The sequence below is a fragment of the Serratia rubidaea genome, from assembly GCF_016026735.1.
Taxonomy (GTDB): Bacteria; Pseudomonadota; Gammaproteobacteria; order Enterobacterales; family Enterobacteriaceae; genus Serratia_B; species Serratia_B rubidaea.
On sequence record NZ_CP065640.1, the window covers coordinates 2,284,121 to 2,302,653 of the forward strand.

The 18,533-nt window shown below is 60.7% G+C and carries 17 protein-coding genes; 16 read left to right on the forward strand and 1 reads right to left on the reverse strand.

Annotation, left to right across the window (positions count from 1 at the left end):
• Positions 1-2 precede the first annotated feature (2 nt).
• From rsmH to lpxC, 15 genes are all read left to right on the forward strand, one after another.
• Complete coding sequence (gene rsmH / locus I6G83_RS10530) at positions 3-944, forward strand: 16S rRNA (cytosine(1402)-N(4))-methyltransferase RsmH (protein ID WP_015670909.1); 942 nt, start codon at positions 3-5, stop codon at positions 942-944.
• A complete protein-coding gene (gene ftsL / locus I6G83_RS10535) occupies positions 941-1,261 on the forward strand; it encodes a cell division protein FtsL (RefSeq protein WP_015670910.1) in 321 nt (106 codons plus the stop codon). The genes rsmH and ftsL overlap by 4 nt, the downstream gene beginning before the upstream one ends.
• A 42-nt stretch (positions 1,262-1,303) precedes the next feature.
• Positions 1,304-3,067: a peptidoglycan glycosyltransferase FtsI gene (locus tag I6G83_RS10540; protein WP_015670911.1), complete on the forward strand. Its 1,764-nt coding sequence runs from the start codon at positions 1,304-1,306 to the stop codon at positions 3,065-3,067.
• Positions 3,054-4,541: a UDP-N-acetylmuramoyl-L-alanyl-D-glutamate--2,6-diaminopimelate ligase gene (gene murE, locus I6G83_RS10545; protein WP_054305890.1), complete on the forward strand. Its 1,488-nt coding sequence runs from the start codon at positions 3,054-3,056 to the stop codon at positions 4,539-4,541. Before I6G83_RS10540 ends, murE begins: the two co-directional genes overlap by 14 nt.
• Complete coding sequence (gene murF, locus I6G83_RS10550; RefSeq protein ID WP_054305889.1) at positions 4,538-5,899, forward strand: UDP-N-acetylmuramoyl-tripeptide--D-alanyl-D-alanine ligase; 1,362 nt, start codon at positions 4,538-4,540, stop codon at positions 5,897-5,899. Before murE ends, murF begins: the two co-directional genes overlap by 4 nt.
• Positions 5,893-6,975, forward strand: a complete 1,083-nt coding sequence (gene mraY, locus I6G83_RS10555; protein ID WP_054305888.1) for a phospho-N-acetylmuramoyl-pentapeptide-transferase — start codon at positions 5,893-5,895, stop codon at positions 6,973-6,975. Before murF ends, mraY begins: the two co-directional genes overlap by 7 nt.
• A 2-nt stretch (positions 6,976-6,977) precedes the next feature.
• The gene (gene murD, locus I6G83_RS10560; protein ID WP_054305887.1) at positions 6,978-8,297 is read left to right on the forward strand and encodes a UDP-N-acetylmuramoyl-L-alanine--D-glutamate ligase; all 1,320 of its coding nucleotides are present in this window, start codon (positions 6,978-6,980) and stop codon (positions 8,295-8,297) included.
• Positions 8,294-9,496, forward strand: coding sequence for a cell division protein FtsW (gene ftsW, locus I6G83_RS10565; protein WP_015670916.1), 1,203 nt, complete (start codon positions 8,294-8,296; stop codon positions 9,494-9,496). The genes murD and ftsW overlap by 4 nt, the downstream gene beginning before the upstream one ends.
• Before the next feature lie 3 nt (positions 9,497-9,499).
• On the forward strand, positions 9,500-10,564 hold the full coding sequence (gene murG, locus I6G83_RS10570) for an undecaprenyldiphospho-muramoylpentapeptide beta-N-acetylglucosaminyltransferase (RefSeq protein ID WP_015670917.1): 1,065 nt from the start codon (positions 9,500-9,502) through the stop codon (positions 10,562-10,564).
• Between the two features lie 85 nt (positions 10,565-10,649).
• Positions 10,650-12,125 carry a UDP-N-acetylmuramate--L-alanine ligase gene (gene murC, locus I6G83_RS10575; RefSeq protein ID WP_054305886.1) on the forward strand — a complete coding sequence of 492 codons (1,476 nt, stop codon included), beginning with the start codon at positions 10,650-10,652 and terminating at the stop codon, positions 12,123-12,125.
• A complete protein-coding gene (locus I6G83_RS10580) occupies positions 12,118-13,038 on the forward strand; it encodes a D-alanine--D-alanine ligase (RefSeq protein WP_054305885.1) in 921 nt (306 codons plus the stop codon). Before murC ends, I6G83_RS10580 begins: the two co-directional genes overlap by 8 nt.
• A 1-nt stretch (position 13,039) precedes the next feature.
• The gene (ftsQ, locus tag I6G83_RS10585; RefSeq protein WP_015670920.1) at positions 13,040-13,894 is read left to right on the forward strand and encodes a cell division protein FtsQ; all 855 of its coding nucleotides are present in this window, start codon (positions 13,040-13,042) and stop codon (positions 13,892-13,894) included.
• On the forward strand, positions 13,891-15,147 hold the full coding sequence (gene ftsA / locus I6G83_RS10590) for a cell division protein FtsA (protein WP_015670921.1): 1,257 nt from the start codon (positions 13,891-13,893) through the stop codon (positions 15,145-15,147). Before ftsQ ends, ftsA begins: the two co-directional genes overlap by 4 nt.
• 72 nt (positions 15,148-15,219) lie before the next feature.
• Positions 15,220-16,380, forward strand: a complete 1,161-nt coding sequence (ftsZ, locus tag I6G83_RS10595) for a cell division protein FtsZ (RefSeq protein WP_015670922.1) — start codon at positions 15,220-15,222, stop codon at positions 16,378-16,380.
• 103 nt (positions 16,381-16,483) lie between these two features.
• Positions 16,484-17,401, forward strand: coding sequence for a UDP-3-O-acyl-N-acetylglucosamine deacetylase (gene lpxC, locus I6G83_RS10600; RefSeq protein ID WP_015670923.1), 918 nt, complete (start codon positions 16,484-16,486; stop codon positions 17,399-17,401).
• A gap of 20 nt (positions 17,402-17,421) precedes the next feature.
• Here lpxC and I6G83_RS10605 read toward each other — a convergent pair whose 3' ends face one another.
• Entirely contained in the window at positions 17,422-17,946 is a 525-nt protein-coding gene (locus I6G83_RS10605; protein WP_015670924.1) for a DUF721 domain-containing protein, read from the reverse strand.
• 26 nt (positions 17,947-17,972) lie between these two features.
• Here I6G83_RS10605 and secM point away from each other — a divergent pair, with 26 nt between their 5' ends.
• Positions 17,973-18,506, forward strand: coding sequence for a secA translation cis-regulator SecM (gene secM, locus I6G83_RS10610; protein ID WP_054305884.1), 534 nt, complete (start codon positions 17,973-17,975; stop codon positions 18,504-18,506).
• The last annotated feature ends 27 nt before the right edge of the window (positions 18,507-18,533 follow it).

Below are 18,533 nucleotides of genomic sequence, written 5' to 3' on the forward strand. Positions count from 1 at the left end.
GCATGTTGGAAAATTATAAACACACTACCGTACTGTTGGATGAGGCGGTTAACGGCCTCAACATCCGCAGTAACGGCATATATATCGACGGTACTTTTGGTCGCGGTGGCCATTCTCGTCTGATTCTGTCCCAGCTCGGGCCGGAAGGACGCTTGTTGGCGATTGACCGCGACCCGCAGGCGATTGCAGCCGCCAAATCTATTGAAGATCCTCGTTTTAACATCGTACATGGCCCGTTCTCCGAGTTGTCGCATTATGTGCGGGAGCGCGGACTGGAAGGGCAGATCGACGGCGTCCTGCTGGACCTGGGCGTATCTTCACCGCAGCTTGACGATCCGGAGCGCGGTTTCTCCTTTATGCGCGACGGGCCGCTGGATATGCGCATGGACCCCTCGCGCGGCCAGTCCGCCGCGGAATGGCTGCTGAAAGCCGAAGCGGAAGATATCGCCTGGGTGTTGAAAACCTTCGGTGAAGAGCGTTTCGCCAAGCGTATCGCCCGCGCCATCGTCGAGCGTAATAAAACCGAGCCGATGACGCGCACCAAAGAGCTGGCCGAGCTGATTGCCGCCGCCAGCCCGTTCAAAGAAAAGCACAAGCACCCGGCGACCCGCAGCTTCCAGGCCATCCGTATTTATATCAACAGCGAACTGGAAGAGATCGAGCGCGCGCTGGAAGGCGCACTGGACGTGCTGGCGCCGCAGGGGCGCTTGTCGATCATCAGCTTCCACTCGCTGGAAGACCGGATTGTAAAACGCTTTATGCGTCACCACAGCCGCGGCGCGCAGGTGCCGGCGGGGCTGCCGCTGACCGATGCGCAGCTGCGCGAACTGGGCGGCCGCAGCCTGAAGTCGCTGGGCAAGATGATGCCGCCGGCTGAAGAGGTGGCTGAAAATCCACGTGCGCGCAGTTCGGTGCTGCGCATTGCCGAGAGGGTGTCCGAGTGATTGGGAATGAGCGCCATGGGCTGGTCGGGGTTATCGGCGGCGATTTGCTGCGTAACGCCAAGATCCCGCTGATTTTGCTGATAGCCGTGCTGGTTTCCGCCATTTTGGTGGTGACCACCGCGCACCGCACCCGCCTGCTGACCGCCGAACGCGAGCAGCTGGTGCTGGAGCGTGATGCGCTGGATATCGAGTGGCGCAACCTGATCCTGGAAGAAAATGCGCTGGGCGACCACAGCCGCGTGGAGCGCACGGCGATTGAGAAGCTGCAGATGCAGCACGTCGATCCATCGCAAGAAAATATCATCGTTAAACAATGAGTGGTTTAACCGACGCAATGAAACGGAGCAAAAAGGGAACGCATGAAAGCAGCACGCCCCGGTAAGTTGAAGCGCCAGGAAGATCAAGCCAGCTTTGTCAGCTGGCGTTTTGCGTTGCTGTGCGGCTGTATTTTGCTGGCGCTGGTCGGGCTGATGCTGCGGGTGGCGTATCTGCAGGTAATTAGCCCGGACCGGCTGGTGAAAGAAGGCGATATGCGTTCGCTGCGCGTACAGCAGGTGCCGGCGGCACGCGGCATGATTAGCGACCGCGCCGGGCGGCCGCTGGCGGTCAGCGTACCGGTGAACGCCATCTGGGCGGATCCGAAGGAGCTGAACGAGCGCGGCGGCATCACGCTGGACAACCGTTGGAAGGCGCTGTCGGACGCGCTGGGCATTCCGCTCGATCAGCTGTCCAAGCGTATCAACGCCAACCCGCGCGGGCGCTTTGTCTATCTGGCGCGTCAGGTTAATCCGGCGATCGGCGAGTACATTCACAAGCTGAAGCTGCCGGGGATTTATCTGCGGCAGGAGTCGCGCCGCTATTACCCGGCCGGCCAGGTCACCTCGCACATTATCGGCGTGACCAATATTGACGGTCAGGGCATTGAAGGCATTGAGAAGAGTTTCGACCACTGGCTGACCGGGCAGCCGGGCAAGCGTACGGTGCGTAAAGACCGTTACGGCCGCGTGATTGAGGATATCTCTTCGGTCGACAGCCAGGCGGCGCACAACCTGGCGCTGAGCATTGATGAGCGCCTGCAGGCGCTGGTCTACCGCGAGCTGAATAACGCGGTGGCGTTCAACAAGGCGGAGTCCGGCACCGCGGTGCTGATTGACGTCAACACCGGTGAAGTGCTGGCGATGGCCAACAGCCCGTCTTATAACCCGAACAATATGGCCGGTACGCCGAAAGAGACCATGCGTAACCGTGCTATTACCGACATTTTTGAGCCTGGTTCCACCGTAAAACCGATGGTGGTGATGACGGCGCTGCAGCACGGCGTTGTGAAAGAAAACAGCGTGCTGAACACCGTGCCTTACCGCATTAACGGTCACGAGATTAAAGACGTGGCGCGTTATCCGGAACTGTCGGTGACCGGGATCTTGCAGAAGTCGAGTAACGTCGGCGTTTCCAAGCTGGCGTTAGCGATGCCGTCCTCAGCGTTAGTAGATACTTACTCACGTTTTGGACTGGGAAAAGCGACCAATTTGGGGTTGGTCGGAGAAAGCAGTGGCATATATCCAAAAAAACAACGGTGGTCTGACATAGAGAGGGCCACCTTCTCTTTCGGCTACGGGCTAATGGTAACCCCGTTACAGTTGGCGCGAGTCTATGCAACGATCGGCAGCCTGGGCGTCTATCGCCCGCTGTCGATTACCAAGGTTGACCCGCCGGTTGCCGGCACCCGGGTATTCCCTGAACCGCTGGTGCGCACCGTGGTGCACATGATGGAAAGCGTGGCCCTGCCGGGCGGCGGCGGCGTGAAGGCCGCCATCAAGGGCTACCGTATCGCCATTAAAACCGGTACCGCGAAGAAAGTCGGCCCGGACGGCAAATACGTCAACCGTTATATCGCTTATACCGCCGGCGTTGCGCCGGCGAGTCAGCCCCGTTTTGCCCTGGTGGTGGTCATCAACGACCCGCAGGGCGGGAAATACTATGGTGGCGCAATCTCCGCGCCGGTGTTTGGCGCCATCATGGGCGGCGTACTGCGCACCATGAACGTTGAGCCGGACGCGTTGCCCACCGGTGATAAAAGCGAATTAGTGATTAATAAAAAAGAGGGTTCAGGTGGCAGATCGTAATTTGCGCGACCTACTCGCTCCGTGGGTGCCTACGGCCCCCGAGCGCGCGCTGCGGGAAATGATATTAGACAGCCGGATTGCGGCTGCCGGGGATCTGTTTGTCGCCGTCAACGGCCACCAAACGGATGGTCGCCGCTATATTCCGCAAGCCATCGCCCAGGGCGTCGCCGCAGTGATCGCAGAAGCTGAAGGCGCCGCCGAAGACGGTGAAATTCGTACCATGCACGGCGTGCCGGTGATTTATCTCGGCCAGCTGAACCAGCGTCTGTCGGCGCTGGCCGGCCGTTTTTACCACCAGCCGGCCGAGCGCCTGCGTCTGATCGGCGTGACCGGCACCAACGGAAAAACCACCACCACCCAGCTGCTGGCGCAGTGGGGGCAGCTGCTGGGCGAAACCAGCGCGGTGATGGGCACCGTCGGCAATGGCCTGTTGGGCCAGGAGTGTCCGACGGAGAACACCACCGGTTCGGCGGTGGATGTACAGCATGTGTTAAATGACCTGGCGGAGCGCGGCGCGACGCTGGCGGCGATGGAAGTCTCTTCCCACGGCCTGGTGCAGAGCCGCGTGGCGGCGCTGCCGTTTGCCGCGGCGGTGTTCACCAACCTGAGCCGCGACCATCTGGATTACCACGGCGACATGGCCAGCTACGAAGCGGCGAAATGGTCGCTGTTTGCCGACCATCAGGTCGGTCAGGCCATTATCAATGCCGATGATGAAGTCGGTCAGCGTTGGCTGGCGCAGCTGCCGGATGCGGTGGCGGTCACCATGCAGGACAATCTGCAGCCGGGCTGCCACGGCCGCTGGCTGAAGGCCACCGCCGTGGACTATCACGACAACGGCGCTACCCTTCGTTTCAGCTCCAGCTGGGGCGACGGCGAGATTGAAAGCCGCCTGATGGGCGCGTTTAACGTCAGCAATCTGCTGCTGGCGCTGGCGACGCTGCTGTCGCTGGGCTATCCGCTGGCGGCGCTGGTGGCCAGCGCGAAGCAACTGCAGCCGGTCTGCGGCCGTATGGAAGTGTTTAACGCGCCGGGCAAGCCAACGGTTGTGGTCGACTACGCCCACACCCCGGACGCGCTGGAGAAAGCGCTGGAAGCCGCGCGCCTGCACTGCCGCGGGCAGCTGTGGTGCGTCTTCGGCTGCGGCGGCGACCGCGACAAAGGCAAGCGTCCGCTGATGGGCGCCATTGCCGAGCAGTTTGCCGATCGGGTGGTGATCACCGACGACAACCCGCGTACCGAAGAGCCGCAGGCGATTATCGCCGATATCCTGAGCGGCTTGCTGGACGCCGGCCGGGCGCAGGTGATTCACGGGCGTGCCGAAGCGGTCACCAGTTCGGTGATGCAGGCAAAAGAGCAGGACGTGGTGCTGGTGGCCGGTAAAGGCCATGAAGATTATCAACTGGTGGGCAATCGCCGTCTGGATTATTCCGACCGCACCACCGTCGCGCGTTTGCTGGGGGTGATGGCATGATTTCCGTTTCCCTCAACGTTCTGGCCGATGTGCTGCACGCCGAGTTGATCGGCGCAGACGGCCAAATTCACGAAGTGACGACGGATACCCGCCAGGTGACCGCAGGCTGCCTGTTTGTGGCGCTGAAAGGCGAACGTTTTGACGCGCATGATTTTGCCGCCGACGCGGTTGCCGCCGGCGCAGGCGCTTTGCTGGTAAGCAAGCGCTTACCGGTAGAGGTGCCGCAGCTGGTGGTGGCGGATACGCGACTGGCGCTGGGCGCGCTGGCGGGCTGGGTGCGTCAGCAGGTGCCGGCCAAAGTGGTGGCGCTGACCGGTTCATCGGGCAAGACCTCGGTAAAAGAGATGACCGCCACCATCCTGCGCGAGTGCGGGGACGTGCTGTATACCGCCGGCAACTTTAACAATGATATCGGCGTGCCGCTGACGCTGCTGCGTCTGCAGCCGCAGCATGATTTCGCGGTGATTGAGCTGGGCGCCAACCATATCGGCGAAATCGCCTACACCACCGCGCTGACGCGCCCGCAAAGCGCGCTGGTCAACAACCTGGCGGCGGCTCACCTGGAAGGGTTCGGCTCGCTGGCCGGCGTGGCGCAGGCGAAAGGTGAAATTTTTCAAGGTTTGCCGGCGGATGGCGTCGCCATTATCAACGCGGACAACAACGACTGGCCGCGCTGGCAGAATCTGCTGACGGATCAAACCGTCTGGCGCTTCTCGCCGCAGGCGGCGGAAGGCGTGGACTTTTTCGCCAGCGGTATCACGGTGAACGGCAACGGCACGCAGTTTACTCTGCACACGCCGTTTGGCCGCACGGACATTACGCTGCCGCTGCCGGGGCGCCACAACGTGGCCAACGCGCTGGCGGCCACCGCGTTGGCGATGTCGGTAGGCGCGTCGCTGGAAGCGGTGCGCTGCGGCCTGCAGCAGCTGCAGGCGGTGCCGGGGCGTCTGTTCCCGATTGCGCTGGCGGAAGGCAAGCTGCTGCTGGACGACAGCTATAACGCCAACGTCGGCTCAATGACCGCCGCCGCGCAGGTGCTGGCGGAGATGCCGGGCTACCGGGTGATGGTGGCGGGCGACATGGCGGAACTGGGCGATGACGCGGAAGAGTGCCATCGTCAGGTCGGCGAAGCGGCCCGGCTGGCGGGCGTGGATAAAGTGCTGAGCGTAGGCGTACTGAGCCAGGCGCTTAGCGCAGCCGCTAACAACGGCGAACATTTTCAGGATAAAGCAGCAGCAATCGCGCGCGTAGCGGAATTACTGCAGGAACATGCGGTCATTACCGTGTTAATCAAAGGGTCACGTAGTGCCGCGATGGAGCAGGTAGTACGCGCGTTACAGGAGAAAGCAGCATGTTAGTTTGGCTGGCCGAGCATTTGGTCAAATATTATTCCGGCTTTAACGTCTTTTCCTATCTGACGTTTCGCGCCATTGTCAGCCTGCTGACCGCGCTGTTTATTTCTCTGTGGATGGGGCCGCGGCTGATCAGTCGCCTGCAGCAGATGTCCTTTGGTCAGGTGGTGCGTAACGATGGGCCGGAGTCGCACTTCAGCAAGCGCGGCACACCGACCATGGGCGGCATTATGATTCTGACCTCCATCACCATTTCGGTGCTGATGTGGGCCTACCCGTCCAACCCGTACGTCTGGTGCGTGCTGTTTGTGCTGGTGGGTTACGGCATTGTCGGTTTCGTCGACGACTACCGCAAGGTGGTGCGCAAGGACACCAAAGGGCTGATTGCCCGCTGGAAGTATTTCTGGATGTCGGTGATTGCGCTGGCGGTGGCGTTCAGCATGTACATGGTCGGTAAAGATACGCCCGCCACCGAACTGGTGGTGCCGTTCTTTAAAGACGTGATGCCGCAGCTGGGGCTGCTGTACATACTGCTGGCCTACTTTGTGATTGTTGGCACCGGCAACGCGGTCAACCTGACCGACGGTCTGGACGGCCTGGCGATTATGCCGACGGTGCTGGTGGCGGCCGGTTTTGCGCTGGTGGCCTGGGCGACCGGCAACATGAACTTCGCCAACTACCTGCATATTCCGTATCTGCGGCATGCCGGTGAGCTGGTGATTGTCTGCACCGCGATTGTCGGCGCAGGGCTGGGGTTCCTGTGGTTCAACACCTACCCGGCGCAGGTATTTATGGGCGACGTCGGTTCGCTGGCGCTGGGCGGCGCGCTGGGCACCATCGCGGTGCTGCTGCGTCAGGAGTTCTTACTGGTGATTATGGGCGGCGTGTTTGTGGTTGAAACGCTGTCGGTGATCCTGCAGGTGGGGTCGTTCAAGCTGCGCGGTCAGCGTATTTTCCGCATGGCGCCGATTCACCACCACTATGAATTGAAAGGCTGGCCGGAGCCGCGCGTAATCGTGCGTTTCTGGATTGTTTCGCTGATGCTGGTGCTGATTGGCCTGGCAACGCTGAAGGTACGTTAATCATGGCGGATTATCAGGGTAAAAAAGTTGTCATCATCGGACTGGGCCTGACCGGCCTGTCCTGTGTTGATTTCTTTATAACGCACGGCGTGACGCCGCGCGTTATGGATACCCGTATCTCTCCGCCGGGGCTGGAACAACTGCCGGAGAGCGTCGAGCGCCACCTGGGCAATCTGCGTGAAGACTGGCTGCTGTCGGCGGACCTGATCGTCGCCAGCCCGGGCGTGGCGCTGTCTACGCCGGCCCTGCTCAGCGCGGCGGAAGCCGGCGTGGAAATCGTCGGCGATATCGAACTGTTCTGCCGCGAGGCGCAGGCGCCGATCGTGGCGATTACCGGTTCCAACGGCAAAAGCACCGTCACCACCCTGGTGGGCGAGATGGCGCAGGCGGCCGGCTGGGCGGTCGGCGTCGGCGGCAATATCGGTTTACCGGCGCTGAGCCTGCTGCGTCAGGCGTGCGAGCTGTACGTGCTGGAGCTATCGAGCTTCCAGCTGGAAACCACCAGCAGCCTGCGCGCCGCTGCCGCCACCGTGCTTAACGTCAGCGAAGATCATATGGATCGCTATCCGCTGGGGCTGCAGCAGTACCGGGCGGCGAAGCTGCGCATCTACGAACAGGCCAAAACCTGCGTGGTCAACGCGGACGACGGGCTGACCATGCCGGTGCGCGGCGCCGATGAGCGCTGCATCAGCTTCGGCGTGGACGTGGGGGATTACCACCTCAACCGTCAGCAGGGCGAGACCTGGCTGCGGGTGCGCGGCGAAAAAGTGCTGAACACCCGTGAGATGAAACTGAGCGGCCAGCACAATCTGACCAATGCACTGGCGGCGCTGGCGCTGGCCGACGCGGTGAATATTCCGCGCGCCTCCAGCCTGAAGGCGCTGACCACCTATGCCGGGTTGGCGCACCGCTTCCAACTGGTGCTGGAGCACAACGGGGTGCGTTGGATCAACGACTCCAAAGCGACCAACGTCGGCAGCACCGAAGCGGCGCTGAACGGCCTGCAGGTCGACGGCACGCTGCACCTGCTGCTGGGCGGCGACGGCAAGTCGGCCGACTTCTCGCCGCTGGCGCGCTATCTGCAGGGCGACAATGTCCGTCTGTACTGCTTCGGCCGCGACGGCGAACAGCTGGCGCAGCTGCGTCCCGATGCGGCGCTGCAGACCGAAACCATGGAACAGGCGATGCGGGCGATTGCCGGCGTCGTGCGCTCCGGCGATATGGTGCTGCTGTCACCCGCCTGCGCCAGCCTGGACCAATTCCGTAATTTTGAAGTACGCGGCGACGAATTCGCCCGTCTGGCACAGGAGCTTGGCGGATGAAACTACGACTGCCGTCATTCGGCCTGGCGGAAAAACTGAAAGACTGGGTGATGGGCTCGCGTGAAAGCGAGAACGCCACGCTGGTGCTGTACGACCGTACGCTGCTGTGGCTGACGTTCGGTCTGGCGATTATCGGCTTTGTGATGGTGACCTCGGCGTCGATGCCGATCGGTCAGCGTCTGGCGGACGATCCGTTCCTGTTCGCCAAGCGTGACGCGCTGTATCTGGGGCTGGCGTTTGGCCTGTCGCTGGTGACGCTGCGCATCCCGATGGATGTCTGGCAGCGCTACAGCACCGCGATGCTGCTGGTGTCGATCGTTATGCTGCTGATCGTACTGGTGGTCGGCAGCTCGGTAAACGGCGCATCGCGCTGGATTGCTCTGGGGCCGCTGCGTATTCAGCCGGCGGAGCTGTCGAAGCTGTCGCTGTTCTGCTATCTGGCGAGCTATCTGGTGCGCAAGGTTGATGAAGTGCGCAGCAACTTCTGGGGCTTCTGTAAGCCGATGGGCGTGATGGTGGTGCTGGCGGTGCTGCTGCTGGCGCAGCCGGATCTGGGCACCGTGGTGGTGCTGTTTATCACCACGCTGGCGATGCTGTTCCTGGCCGGCGCCAAGATGTGGCAGTTCCTGGCGATTATCGGCTCCGGCGTGTTCGCCGTGGTGCTGCTGATTATCGCCGAGCCGTACCGTATGCGCCGCGTGACCTCATTCTGGAACCCGTGGGCCGACCCGTTCGGCAGCGGCTACCAGCTGACCCAGTCGCTGATGGCGTTCGGCCGCGGCGAATTCTGGGGACAGGGGCTCGGCAACTCGGTGCAGAAACTGGAATATTTGCCGGAGGCGCACACCGACTTTATCTTCTCGATTTTAGGTGAAGAACTCGGCTATATCGGTGTGGTTTTCGCGCTGTTAATGGTATTCTTCGTCGCTTTTCGCGCGATGTCGATTGGCCGCCGGGCGCTGGAGATCGACCAGCGTTTTTCCGGTTTTCTCGCCTGCTCGGTCGGCGTGTGGTTCAGCTTCCAGGCGCTGGTTAACGTCGGTGCGGCGGCGGGCATGCTGCCCACCAAAGGCCTGACCCTGCCGCTGATCAGTTACGGCGGCTCGAGCCTGCTGATTATGTCGACGGCGATCGTGCTGTTATTGCGTATTGATTATGAAACGCGTCTGGCGAAAGCCCAGGCGTTTGTTAAGAGGTAAGGGATGAGCGGGAAAGCGAAGCGTTTAATGGTGATGGCAGGCGGTACCGGCGGGCATGTGTTCCCGGGGCTGGCGGTTGCTCATCATCTGATGGCGCAGGGCTGGCAGGTGCGCTGGCTGGGAACCGCAGACAGAATGGAAGCCGATCTGGTGCCGAAGCACGGGATCGAGATTGATTTTATTCGTATTTCCGGCCTGCGCGGCAAAGGCGTGATGGCGCAGCTGAGCGCGCCGCTGCGCATCTGGCGCGCGGTGCGTCAGGCGAAGGCGATTATGCGCAGCTATCAGCCGGACGTGGTGCTGGGCATGGGCGGCTACGTTTCCGGCCCGGGCGGCCTGGCGGCCTGGCAGTGCGGCGTCCCGGTGGTGCTGCATGAGCAGAACGGCATCGCCGGCCTGACCAACCGTTGGCTGGCGCGCATCGCCACCACGGTGCTGCAGGCTTTCCCCGGCGCCTTCCCGCAGGCGGCGGTGGTGGGTAACCCGGTGCGTACCGACGTGCTGGCGCTGCCCCTGCCGGCTGAGCGTCTGGCCGGACGCGAAGGACCTATTCGCGTACTGGTGGTCGGCGGCAGCCAGGGCGCGCGCGTGCTGAATCAGACAGTTCCTGAAGTCGCGGCGCGTTTGGGCGATAAAATTACGCTCTGGCATCAGGTGGGCAAAGGCGCGTTGGACACGGTTCAGCGTGAGTATGCCCGCGTCGGGCAGACGCAGCACAAGGTCACCGAGTTTATCGATGATATGGCGGCGGCTTACGCCTGGGCTGACGTGGTGGTGTGCCGCTCCGGCGCGCTGACCGTCAGCGAGATTGCCGCGGCGGGCCTGCCGGCGATTTTTGTGCCGTTCCAGCATAAAGACCGTCAGCAATATTGGAACGCCCGCCCGCTGGAAGAAGCCGGCGCGGCGACGATTATCGAACAGCCGCAGTTCAACGCCGATACGGTGGCCGAACTGCTGGCGAGCTGGGATCGTCCGGCCCTGTTGGCCATGGCGGAGAAAGCGCGCGCGGTGGCGATCACCGATGCTACCGAACGGGTGGCGGCGGAACTTGTCCGCGTCGCGAAATAGAGATTGCAGGGGTTCGGTTCGCCGGGCCTGTAGATAAAGAAATATCATGTGTCGGGCGCTACGCTGGCCCTGGATTAGAGAGAGTATGAATACACAACAACTGGCGAAACTACGTACAATCGTGCCCGAGATGCGTCGCGTCCGGCACATTCACTTTGTCGGCATCGGTGGTGCCGGCATGGGTGGTATCGCCGAAGTGTTGGCTAACGAAGGGTATCAAATCAGCGGTTCGGACCTGGCGCCCAATCCGGTGACCCAGCAGCTGAGCGCGCTGGGGGCGACGATTTACTTTAATCATCGTCCGGAGAACGTGCTGGATGCGAGCGTGGTGGTGGTGTCCACCGCCATCGCTTCCGACAACCCTGAGATCGTTGCGGCGCGTGAAGCGCGCATCCCGGTGATTCGCCGCGCGGAGATGCTGGCCGAACTGATGCGCTTCCGTCACGGCATCGCCGTGGCCGGTACGCACGGCAAAACCACCACCACCGCGATGGTATCGAGTATTTATGCGGAGGCCGGTCTGGATCCGACCTTCGTCAACGGCGGCCTGGTGAAAGCGGCGGGTACCCACGCGCGCCTCGGCTGCAGCCGCTACCTGATTGCGGAAGCCGACGAAAGCGACGCATCGTTCCTGCATCTGCAGCCGATGGTGGCGATTGTCACCAATATCGAAGCCGACCACATGGACACTTACCATGGCGATTTCGAAAACCTGAAGCAGACGTTTATCAACTTCCTGCACAACCTGCCGTTTTACGGTCGTGCGGTGATGTGCATTGATGACCCGGTGGTGCGTGAGCTGCTGCCGCGCGTCGGGCGTCATATTACCACTTACGGCTTTAGCGACGATGCCGACGTGCGCATTGAGAGCTACAGCCAGGTCGGCCCGCAGGGGCACTTTACCCTGAGCCGTCAGGACAAGCCGCTGATGACGGTCACCCTGAACGCGCCGGGGCGTCACAACGCGCTGAACGCAGCGGCGGCGGTGGCGGTGGCGACCGAAGAGGGCATTGATGACGAGGCTATTCTGCGCGCGCTGGCCGGCTTCCAGGGCACCGGGCGTCGTTTCGACTTCCTGGGCGAGTTCGCGCTGGATGCGGTGAACGGCAATGCGGGCAGCGCGATGCTGGTGGACGATTACGGACACCACCCGACCGAGGTGGACGCGACGATTAAAGCGGCGCGCGCCGGCTGGCCGGACAAGCGTCTGGTGATGGTGTTCCAGCCGCACCGCTACACCCGCACCCGCGACCTGTACGACGACTTTGCCAACGTGCTGTCGCAGGTGGACGTGCTGCTGATGCTGGAGGTTTATCCGGCGGGCGAAGCGCCGATCCCGGGCGCGGACAGCCGTTCGCTGTGCCGCACCATCCGCAACCGCGGCAAGCTGGATCCGATTCTGGTGTCCGACGCGGATACCGTGCCGGAAACGCTGGCGCAGCTGCTGCAGGACGACGATCTGGTGCTGGTGCAGGGCGCGGGCAACGTCGGCAAAATCGCCCGTAACCTGGCGGAGCTGAAGCTGCAGCCGCAGAGCAAAGAGGAGCAGCCGCATGACTGATAAAGTCGCCGTCCTGCTGGGCGGCACCTCGGCGGAACGTGAAGTTTCCCTGCAGTCCGGCGCGGCGGTGCTGGCCGGCCTGCGCGAAGCCGGTATCGACGCGCACGGCGTCGATACCCGCGATGTCCCGGTGTCGCAGCTGAAGGCGCAGGGGTTCAGCAAAGTGTTTATCGCGCTGCACGGGCGCGGCGGCGAGGACGGCACCCTGCAGGGGATGCTGGAGTTCCTGGATCTGCCCTATACCGGCAGCGGCGTAATGGCCTCGGCGCTGACCATGGACAAATGGCGCACCAAGCTGGTGTGGCAGTCGCTGGGTCTGCCGATCGCCCCTTACGTGGCGCTGCACCGCGCGCAGTTTAACGGCGCAGGCAAGCATCAGGCGCTGGCGGACATCGAAGCCCTGGGGCTGCCGCTGATCGTCAAGCCAAGCCGCGAAGGCTCCAGCGTCGGCATGAGCAAGGTGGAAGCCTTCGGCGCGCTGGAGGCGGCGCTGGACGAAGCCTTCCGTCACGACGACGACGTGCTGGTGGAGAAGTGGCTGAGCGGCCCGGAGTACACCGTGGCGTTTATCGGCGACAGCGTGATGCCGTCGATTCGCATTCAGCCGGCCGGCGTATTTTACGACTACCAGGCGAAGTACATTGCGGACGATACGCAGTATTTCTGCCCGAGCGGTTTGTCGGCCGAGCAGGAGGCCGAGCTGGCCGCGCTGGCGGTACGCGCCTACCGTGCGCTGGACTGCAGCGGCTGGGGCCGCGTCGATGTAATGCAGGATAACGATGGCAGCTTCTATCTGCTTGAGGTGAATACCTCGCCGGGCATGACCAGTCATAGCCTGGTGCCGATGGCAGCACGTCAGTATGGATTAAGCTTCTCGCAACTGGTGGCGAGAATTTTGGAATTGGCCGACTGATATGTCGCAAGCTGCCCTGAATGCACGCGACCGCGAGGTGGAGAACAACAGCCCGCGGCGCAGCAATGGAACCCAACTGGCGGGAATCCTGTTCCTGCTGATGGTGCTGGGGACCGTGTTGTGGAGTGGTTGGGCGGTGATTGGCTGGATGAAAGACGCCAGCCGTCTGCCGCTCTCCCGGTTGGTGGTCACCGGCGAACGCCACTACACCACCAACGATGATATTCGCCAGGCTGTCCTGGCGCTGGGATCGCCGGGCACGTTTATGACGCAGGATGTGAACGTCATCCAGCAGCAGATTGAGCGTTTGCCGTGGATTAAGCAGGCCAGCGTACGCAAGCAATGGCCGGACGAGCTGAAAATCCATCTGGTGGAGTACGTCCCGGTGGCGCGTTGGAATGATTTGCATATGGTCGATGCCGAAGGCAAATCATTCAGCGTGCCGGCAGAGCGCGTCGGCAAGCAGAAATTGCCGTTGCTTTATGGTCCGGAAGGAAGCGAGCAGGATGTGCTGGACGGCTATCGGACCATGAGCAGCACGCTGGCTGCCAACAAGTTTACGTTGAAGATGGCGGCGATGACGGCGCGCCACTCCTGGCAACTGGCCTTGGACAACGATGTTCGGCTGGAACTGGGGCGTGACGATCGCATGGGACGCCTGCAACGCTTTATCGAGCTGTATCCGGTGCTGGAGCAACAGGGCCAGGCGGAAAACAAACGTGTCAGCTACGTCGACCTGCGCTATGACTCAGGCGCCTCGGTGGGATGGAGCCCGGTGTTAATCGACCCGCAGGCGGCACGTGGACAGCAAAACAGTAATCAGCAACAGAATCAGGCACAGGCAAAACAACGATGATCAAGTCGACGGACAGAAAACTGGTAGTTGGACTGGAGATCGGTACGGCGAAAGTCGCCGCACTGGTAGGGGAAGTTCTGCCCGATGGCATGGTCAACATTATCGGGGTGGGCAGCTGTCCGTCCCGTGGCATGGATAAGGGCGGCGTTAATGACCTGGAGTCGGTGGTGAAGTGCGTGCAGCGCGCCATCGATCAGGCGGAACTGATGGCGGATTGCCAGATTTCTTCGGTCTACCTCTCATTATCGGGCAAACACATCAGTTGCCAGAATGAAATCGGGATGGTTCCTATTTCCGAAGAGGAAGTGACCATGGAGGATGTGGAAAACGTCGTGCATACCGCCAAATCGGTGCGTGTGCGGGATGAACACCGCGTACTGCACGTGATCCCTCAGGAATACGCCATCGACTATCAGGAAGGCATCAAAAACCCGGTAGGGTTGTCCGGCGTGCGTATGCAGGCCAAGGTGCACCTGATCACCTGCCATAACGATATGGCAAAAAACATTGTTAAAGCGGTTGAACGTTGTGGTCTGAAAGTTGACCAACTTATTTTCGCCGGTCTTGCCGCCAGCTACGCGGTGTTAACCGAAGATGAGCGCGAGCTCGGCGTCTGTGTGGTGGATATCGGCGGCGGCACCATGGATATGGCGGTGTACACCGGTGGCGCGCTGCGTCACACCAAGGTTATCCCGTATGCCGGTAACGTGGTCACCAGCGATATTGCTTACGCCTTCGGCACACCGCCGACGGATGCGGAAGCGATTAAAGTTCGACACGGTTGTGCGCTTGGATCGATTGTTAGCAAGGATGAGAGTGTAGAGGTGCCTAGCGTCGGGGGACGTCCTCCGCGCAGTCTGCAAAGACAGACGCTGGCTGAAGTTATTGAGCCACGCTACACCGAACTGCTGAATCTGGTTAACGATGAGATTTTGCAATTACAGGAGCAACTGCGTCAGCAAGGGGTTAAGCATCATCTGGCAGCGGGTATCGTGCTGACCGGTGGCGCCGCCCAGATTGATGGCCTGGCAGCCTGTGCGCAACGGGTGTTCCACACCCAGGTACGCATCGGCCAACCCTTGAACATCACGGGTCTGACGGATTATGCGCAGGAGCCTTACTACTCGACGGCGGTAGGTCTGCTGCACTATGGAAAAGAGTCTCACCTGAGCGGTGAGGCAGAAGTAGAAAAAGGCGCCTCAGTGGGCAGTTGGTTTAAACGCATCAACAGCTGGCTGAGAAAAGAGTTTTAATGTTTTAACAAAGAGATCATGCATCCGTATTTTTATGATCTCGCAGCGACAGGCACAAAACGGAGAGAAACTATGTTTGAACCAATGGAACTAACCAATGACGCGGTGATTAAAGTCATCGGCGTCGGCGGTGGCGGCGGCAACGCCGTTGAACACATGGTGCGCGAGCGCATCGAAGGTGTTGAATTCTTCGCCGTAAATACCGACGCCCAGGCGCTCCGTAAAACGGCAGTTGGCCAAACCATCCAGATTGGTAATTGCATTACCAAAGGTCTGGGGGCGGGCGCGAACCCGGAAGTGGGTCGCAATTCAGCGGAAGAAGACCGTGAAGCCCTGCGTACCGCGCTGGAAGGCGCGGATATGGTCTTCATCGCGGCCGGCATGGGCGGGGGCACCGGTACCGGCGCCGCGCCAGTGGTGGCTGAAGTAGCAAAAGATCTGGGTATTCTGACAGTGGCCGTGGTTACCAAGCCTTTCAATTTTGAAGGCAAGAAGCGCATGGCGTTCGCTGAGCAGGGTATTGCAGAACTGTCCAAACACGTGGACTCGTTGATCACCATCCCGAACGACAAACTGCTGAAAGTTCTGGGACGCGGTATTTCTCTGCTGGACGCGTTCGGCGCGGCCAACGACGTGCTGAAAGGCGCGGTGCAGGGTATTGCCGAGCTGATCACCCGTCCGGGCCTGATGAACGTCGACTTCGCCGACGTGCGCACCGTGATGTCCGAAATGGGCTACGCGATGATGGGCTCCGGCATTGCCTGTGGCGAAGACCGTGCGGAAGAAGCGGCCGAAATGGCGATCTCCAGCCCGCTGCTGGAAGATATCGACCTGTCCGGCGCGCGCGGCGTACTGGTTAACATCACCGCCGGCTTTGACCTGCGTCTGGACGAGTTTGAGACCGTGGGTAACACCATCCGTGCGTTTGCCTCTGACAACGCCACCGTGGTGATCGGTACCTCTCTGGATCCGGAAATGAACGATGAACTGCGCGTAACCGTCGTTGCGACCGGTATCGGTATGGACAAGCGTCCGGAAATCACTCTGGTGACCAACAAGCAGCAGCAGGTCAGCCAGCCGGTGATGGATCATCGTTACCAGCAGCACGGTATGTCGCCGCTGCCGCAGGAAGTGAAGCCTGCCGCCAAGGTAGTGAACGATCAGAACGCGCAGCCTAACAAAGAGCCTGACTATCTGGATATTCCGGCCTTCTTGCGTAAGCAAGCTGACTAAGAATTTCCTGAGAATTTGGCATCTCCGCTCTTTGTGCTAAACTGTCCCGCCGGCCATGCTGTATGCTTGGCCGGTAGGATGGATAACATTGCGAGATAAAACGATGATCAAACAAAGGACATTAAAACGTATCGTTCAGGCGACTGGCGTCGGTTTGCATACCGGCAAGAAAGTCACGCTGACGATGCGCCCAGCGCCGGCCAATACCGGGGTCATCTATCGTCGCACTGACTTGAATCCACCGGTTGATTTTCCGGCTGATGCAAAATCCGTGCGTGATACCATGCTCTGTACTTGCCTGGTGAATGAGCATGACGTGCGTATTTCTACCGTTGAGCATCTTAATGCCGCACTGGCTGGGCTTGGCATCGACAACATCATTATTGAAGTTGACGCGGCCGAAATCCCAATCATGGACGGTAGCGCCAGTCCGTTTGTGTTCCTGCTGCTGGACGCCGGCATTGAGGAACTGAACTCAGCGAAGAAATTCCTGCGTCTGAAAGACACCGTTCGCGTTGAAGATGGTGATAAATGGGCCGAGCTGTCCCCGCATAACGGGTTCCGCCTGGACTTTACCATTGACTTCAACCACCCGGCTATTGACTCTAGCGCGCAGCGCTACCGTCTGGATTTTTCTGCCGACTCGTTCGTGCGTCAAATCAGCCGTGCGCGTACCTTCGGGTTTATGCGCGATATCGAATACCTGCAATCCCGCGGCCTGGCCCTGGGCGGCAGCTTCGATTGTGCCATCGTGGTGGACGATTACCGCGTCCTGAACGAAGACGGCCTGCGTTTTGAAGATGAATTCGTTCGTCACAAAATGCTGGACGCCATCGGCGACCTGTTTATGTGCGGCCATAACATCATTGGCGCATTTACTGCCTACAAGTCCGGCCATGCATTGAACAACAAGTTGCTGCAGGCGGTACTGGCTAAACAGGAAGCGTGGGAGTTCGTCACGTTCCAGGACGAAGCCGAAATGCCGTTGGCATTCAAAGCGCCGTCCGCCGTACTGGCATAAGCATAAGCCTGAATCGCTGGTTACTTCTCACGACTGGTAGTGTTGGCACCCTCTCCGGCCAGGGCTGCCAGTCGTTCTAACGTCTTGCGCAGTTTTTCCGGGCTGCGGCTGGCCACTCCCCGTAACTGTTCCGCACTTTCCTCGCTCAGCTGACGCATTGGCGCTGCTGCAGGTTCATCTGTTGTTTTTTGCAGCGAATTCTGCTGCTGATTGCCGCCTTTTACCATTAACGCAGGATTAATCCTGATGTCGATCGATGACAATGATGGTAGAATTTGCGCTCGTAGTGCGGATAATAAGCTCGGCTGTTCGTAGCGCAGGCGCATCATCCAGCTGGCATTGGCCGTTTCCAGCACTAATACGCCCTGTCTGAAGTTGGCGACGCGGCACCAGGGATGCAGTTGGGCCGGCAAAAGCCCGCGGACTGCACGGTTGAGTTTCAGCAAGGCGGCAGCGCGTTGCTGGACGTTATGCAACGGCCCTTTGTCTGCGGATGACGACTCGGAGAACAGGACATCTAATAATTGTGGACGGCTATCGCGCATAATGGCTCCGGCGGATTAACAAACTCGTGATCGGTATTCTAAATCGTTGGCGACAATTTGGCAGACGTTATTTCTGGCCGCATCTCCTGTTGGGGATGGTAGCGGCTACGCTTGGCGTACCGCAAAATCTGACCGGCGGCCCCGATCAAGCCGCGCTGCCGAGTACCTCATCCAGCCTTAACCGGCAAAATTCCATCAGCCATGCCTTCAGCGGCCTGGCTCTGCTGCAAGACGTTCACCGCCGGCCGAACTTCAGCGTTGACTATTGGCAGCAGCATGCGCTGCGCACCGTTATCCGTCACCTCTCTTTCGCTCTGGCGCCGCAGGTGGTGTATGCGCGCGTGCAGGAAAGCGACGCTGAACCCGTCGAGCCGCCGCTAAAAGCGGCGCAGCTGGCGCTGCTGTTTACGCTCAATGCGCTGTTAACCCATGAGCCGAAGCCGCCGACCATCATCCGCGACACGCACCATCGCGTTCATCCGCCGCTGGCCCGGCACCAGGTCGGGCTGTGGCTGGCGCAGGTGCAGGGCATTCGCGCCGGCCCCGCAGTGGCGGTCTGATTTCGCCCTCTGGGCAACGATAACCAA

Excerpts from the sequence above, each read along its gene's own strand:
- rsmH (WP_015670909.1), top strand. The coding sequence starts at position 3 with ATGTTGGAAAATTATAAACACACTACCGTACTGTTGGATGAGGCGGTT.
- I6G83_RS10540 (WP_015670911.1), top strand. The coding sequence starts at position 1,304 with ATGAAAGCAGCACGCCCCGGTAAGTTGAAGCGCCAGGAAGATCAAGCC.
- murF (WP_054305889.1), top strand. The coding sequence starts at position 4,538 with ATGATTTCCGTTTCCCTCAACGTTCTGGCCGATGTGCTGCACGCCGAG.
- mraY (WP_054305888.1), top strand. The coding sequence starts at position 5,893 with ATGTTAGTTTGGCTGGCCGAGCATTTGGTCAAATATTATTCCGGCTTT.
- murD (WP_054305887.1), top strand. The coding sequence starts at position 6,978 with ATGGCGGATTATCAGGGTAAAAAAGTTGTCATCATCGGACTGGGCCTG.
- ftsW (WP_015670916.1), top strand. The coding sequence starts at position 8,294 with ATGAAACTACGACTGCCGTCATTCGGCCTGGCGGAAAAACTGAAAGAC.
- murG (WP_015670917.1), top strand. The coding sequence starts at position 9,500 with ATGAGCGGGAAAGCGAAGCGTTTAATGGTGATGGCAGGCGGTACCGGC.
- murC (WP_054305886.1), top strand. The coding sequence starts at position 10,650 with ATGAATACACAACAACTGGCGAAACTACGTACAATCGTGCCCGAGATG.
- I6G83_RS10580 (WP_054305885.1), top strand. The coding sequence starts at position 12,118 with ATGACTGATAAAGTCGCCGTCCTGCTGGGCGGCACCTCGGCGGAACGT.
- ftsQ (WP_015670920.1), top strand. The coding sequence starts at position 13,040 with ATGTCGCAAGCTGCCCTGAATGCACGCGACCGCGAGGTGGAGAACAAC.
- ftsA (WP_015670921.1), top strand. The coding sequence starts at position 13,891 with ATGATCAAGTCGACGGACAGAAAACTGGTAGTTGGACTGGAGATCGGT.
- ftsZ (WP_015670922.1), top strand. The coding sequence starts at position 15,220 with ATGTTTGAACCAATGGAACTAACCAATGACGCGGTGATTAAAGTCATC.
- lpxC (WP_015670923.1), top strand. The coding sequence starts at position 16,484 with ATGATCAAACAAAGGACATTAAAACGTATCGTTCAGGCGACTGGCGTC.
- I6G83_RS10605 (WP_015670924.1), bottom strand. The coding sequence starts at position 17,946 with ATGCGCGATAGCCGTCCACAATTATTAGATGTCCTGTTCTCCGAGTCG.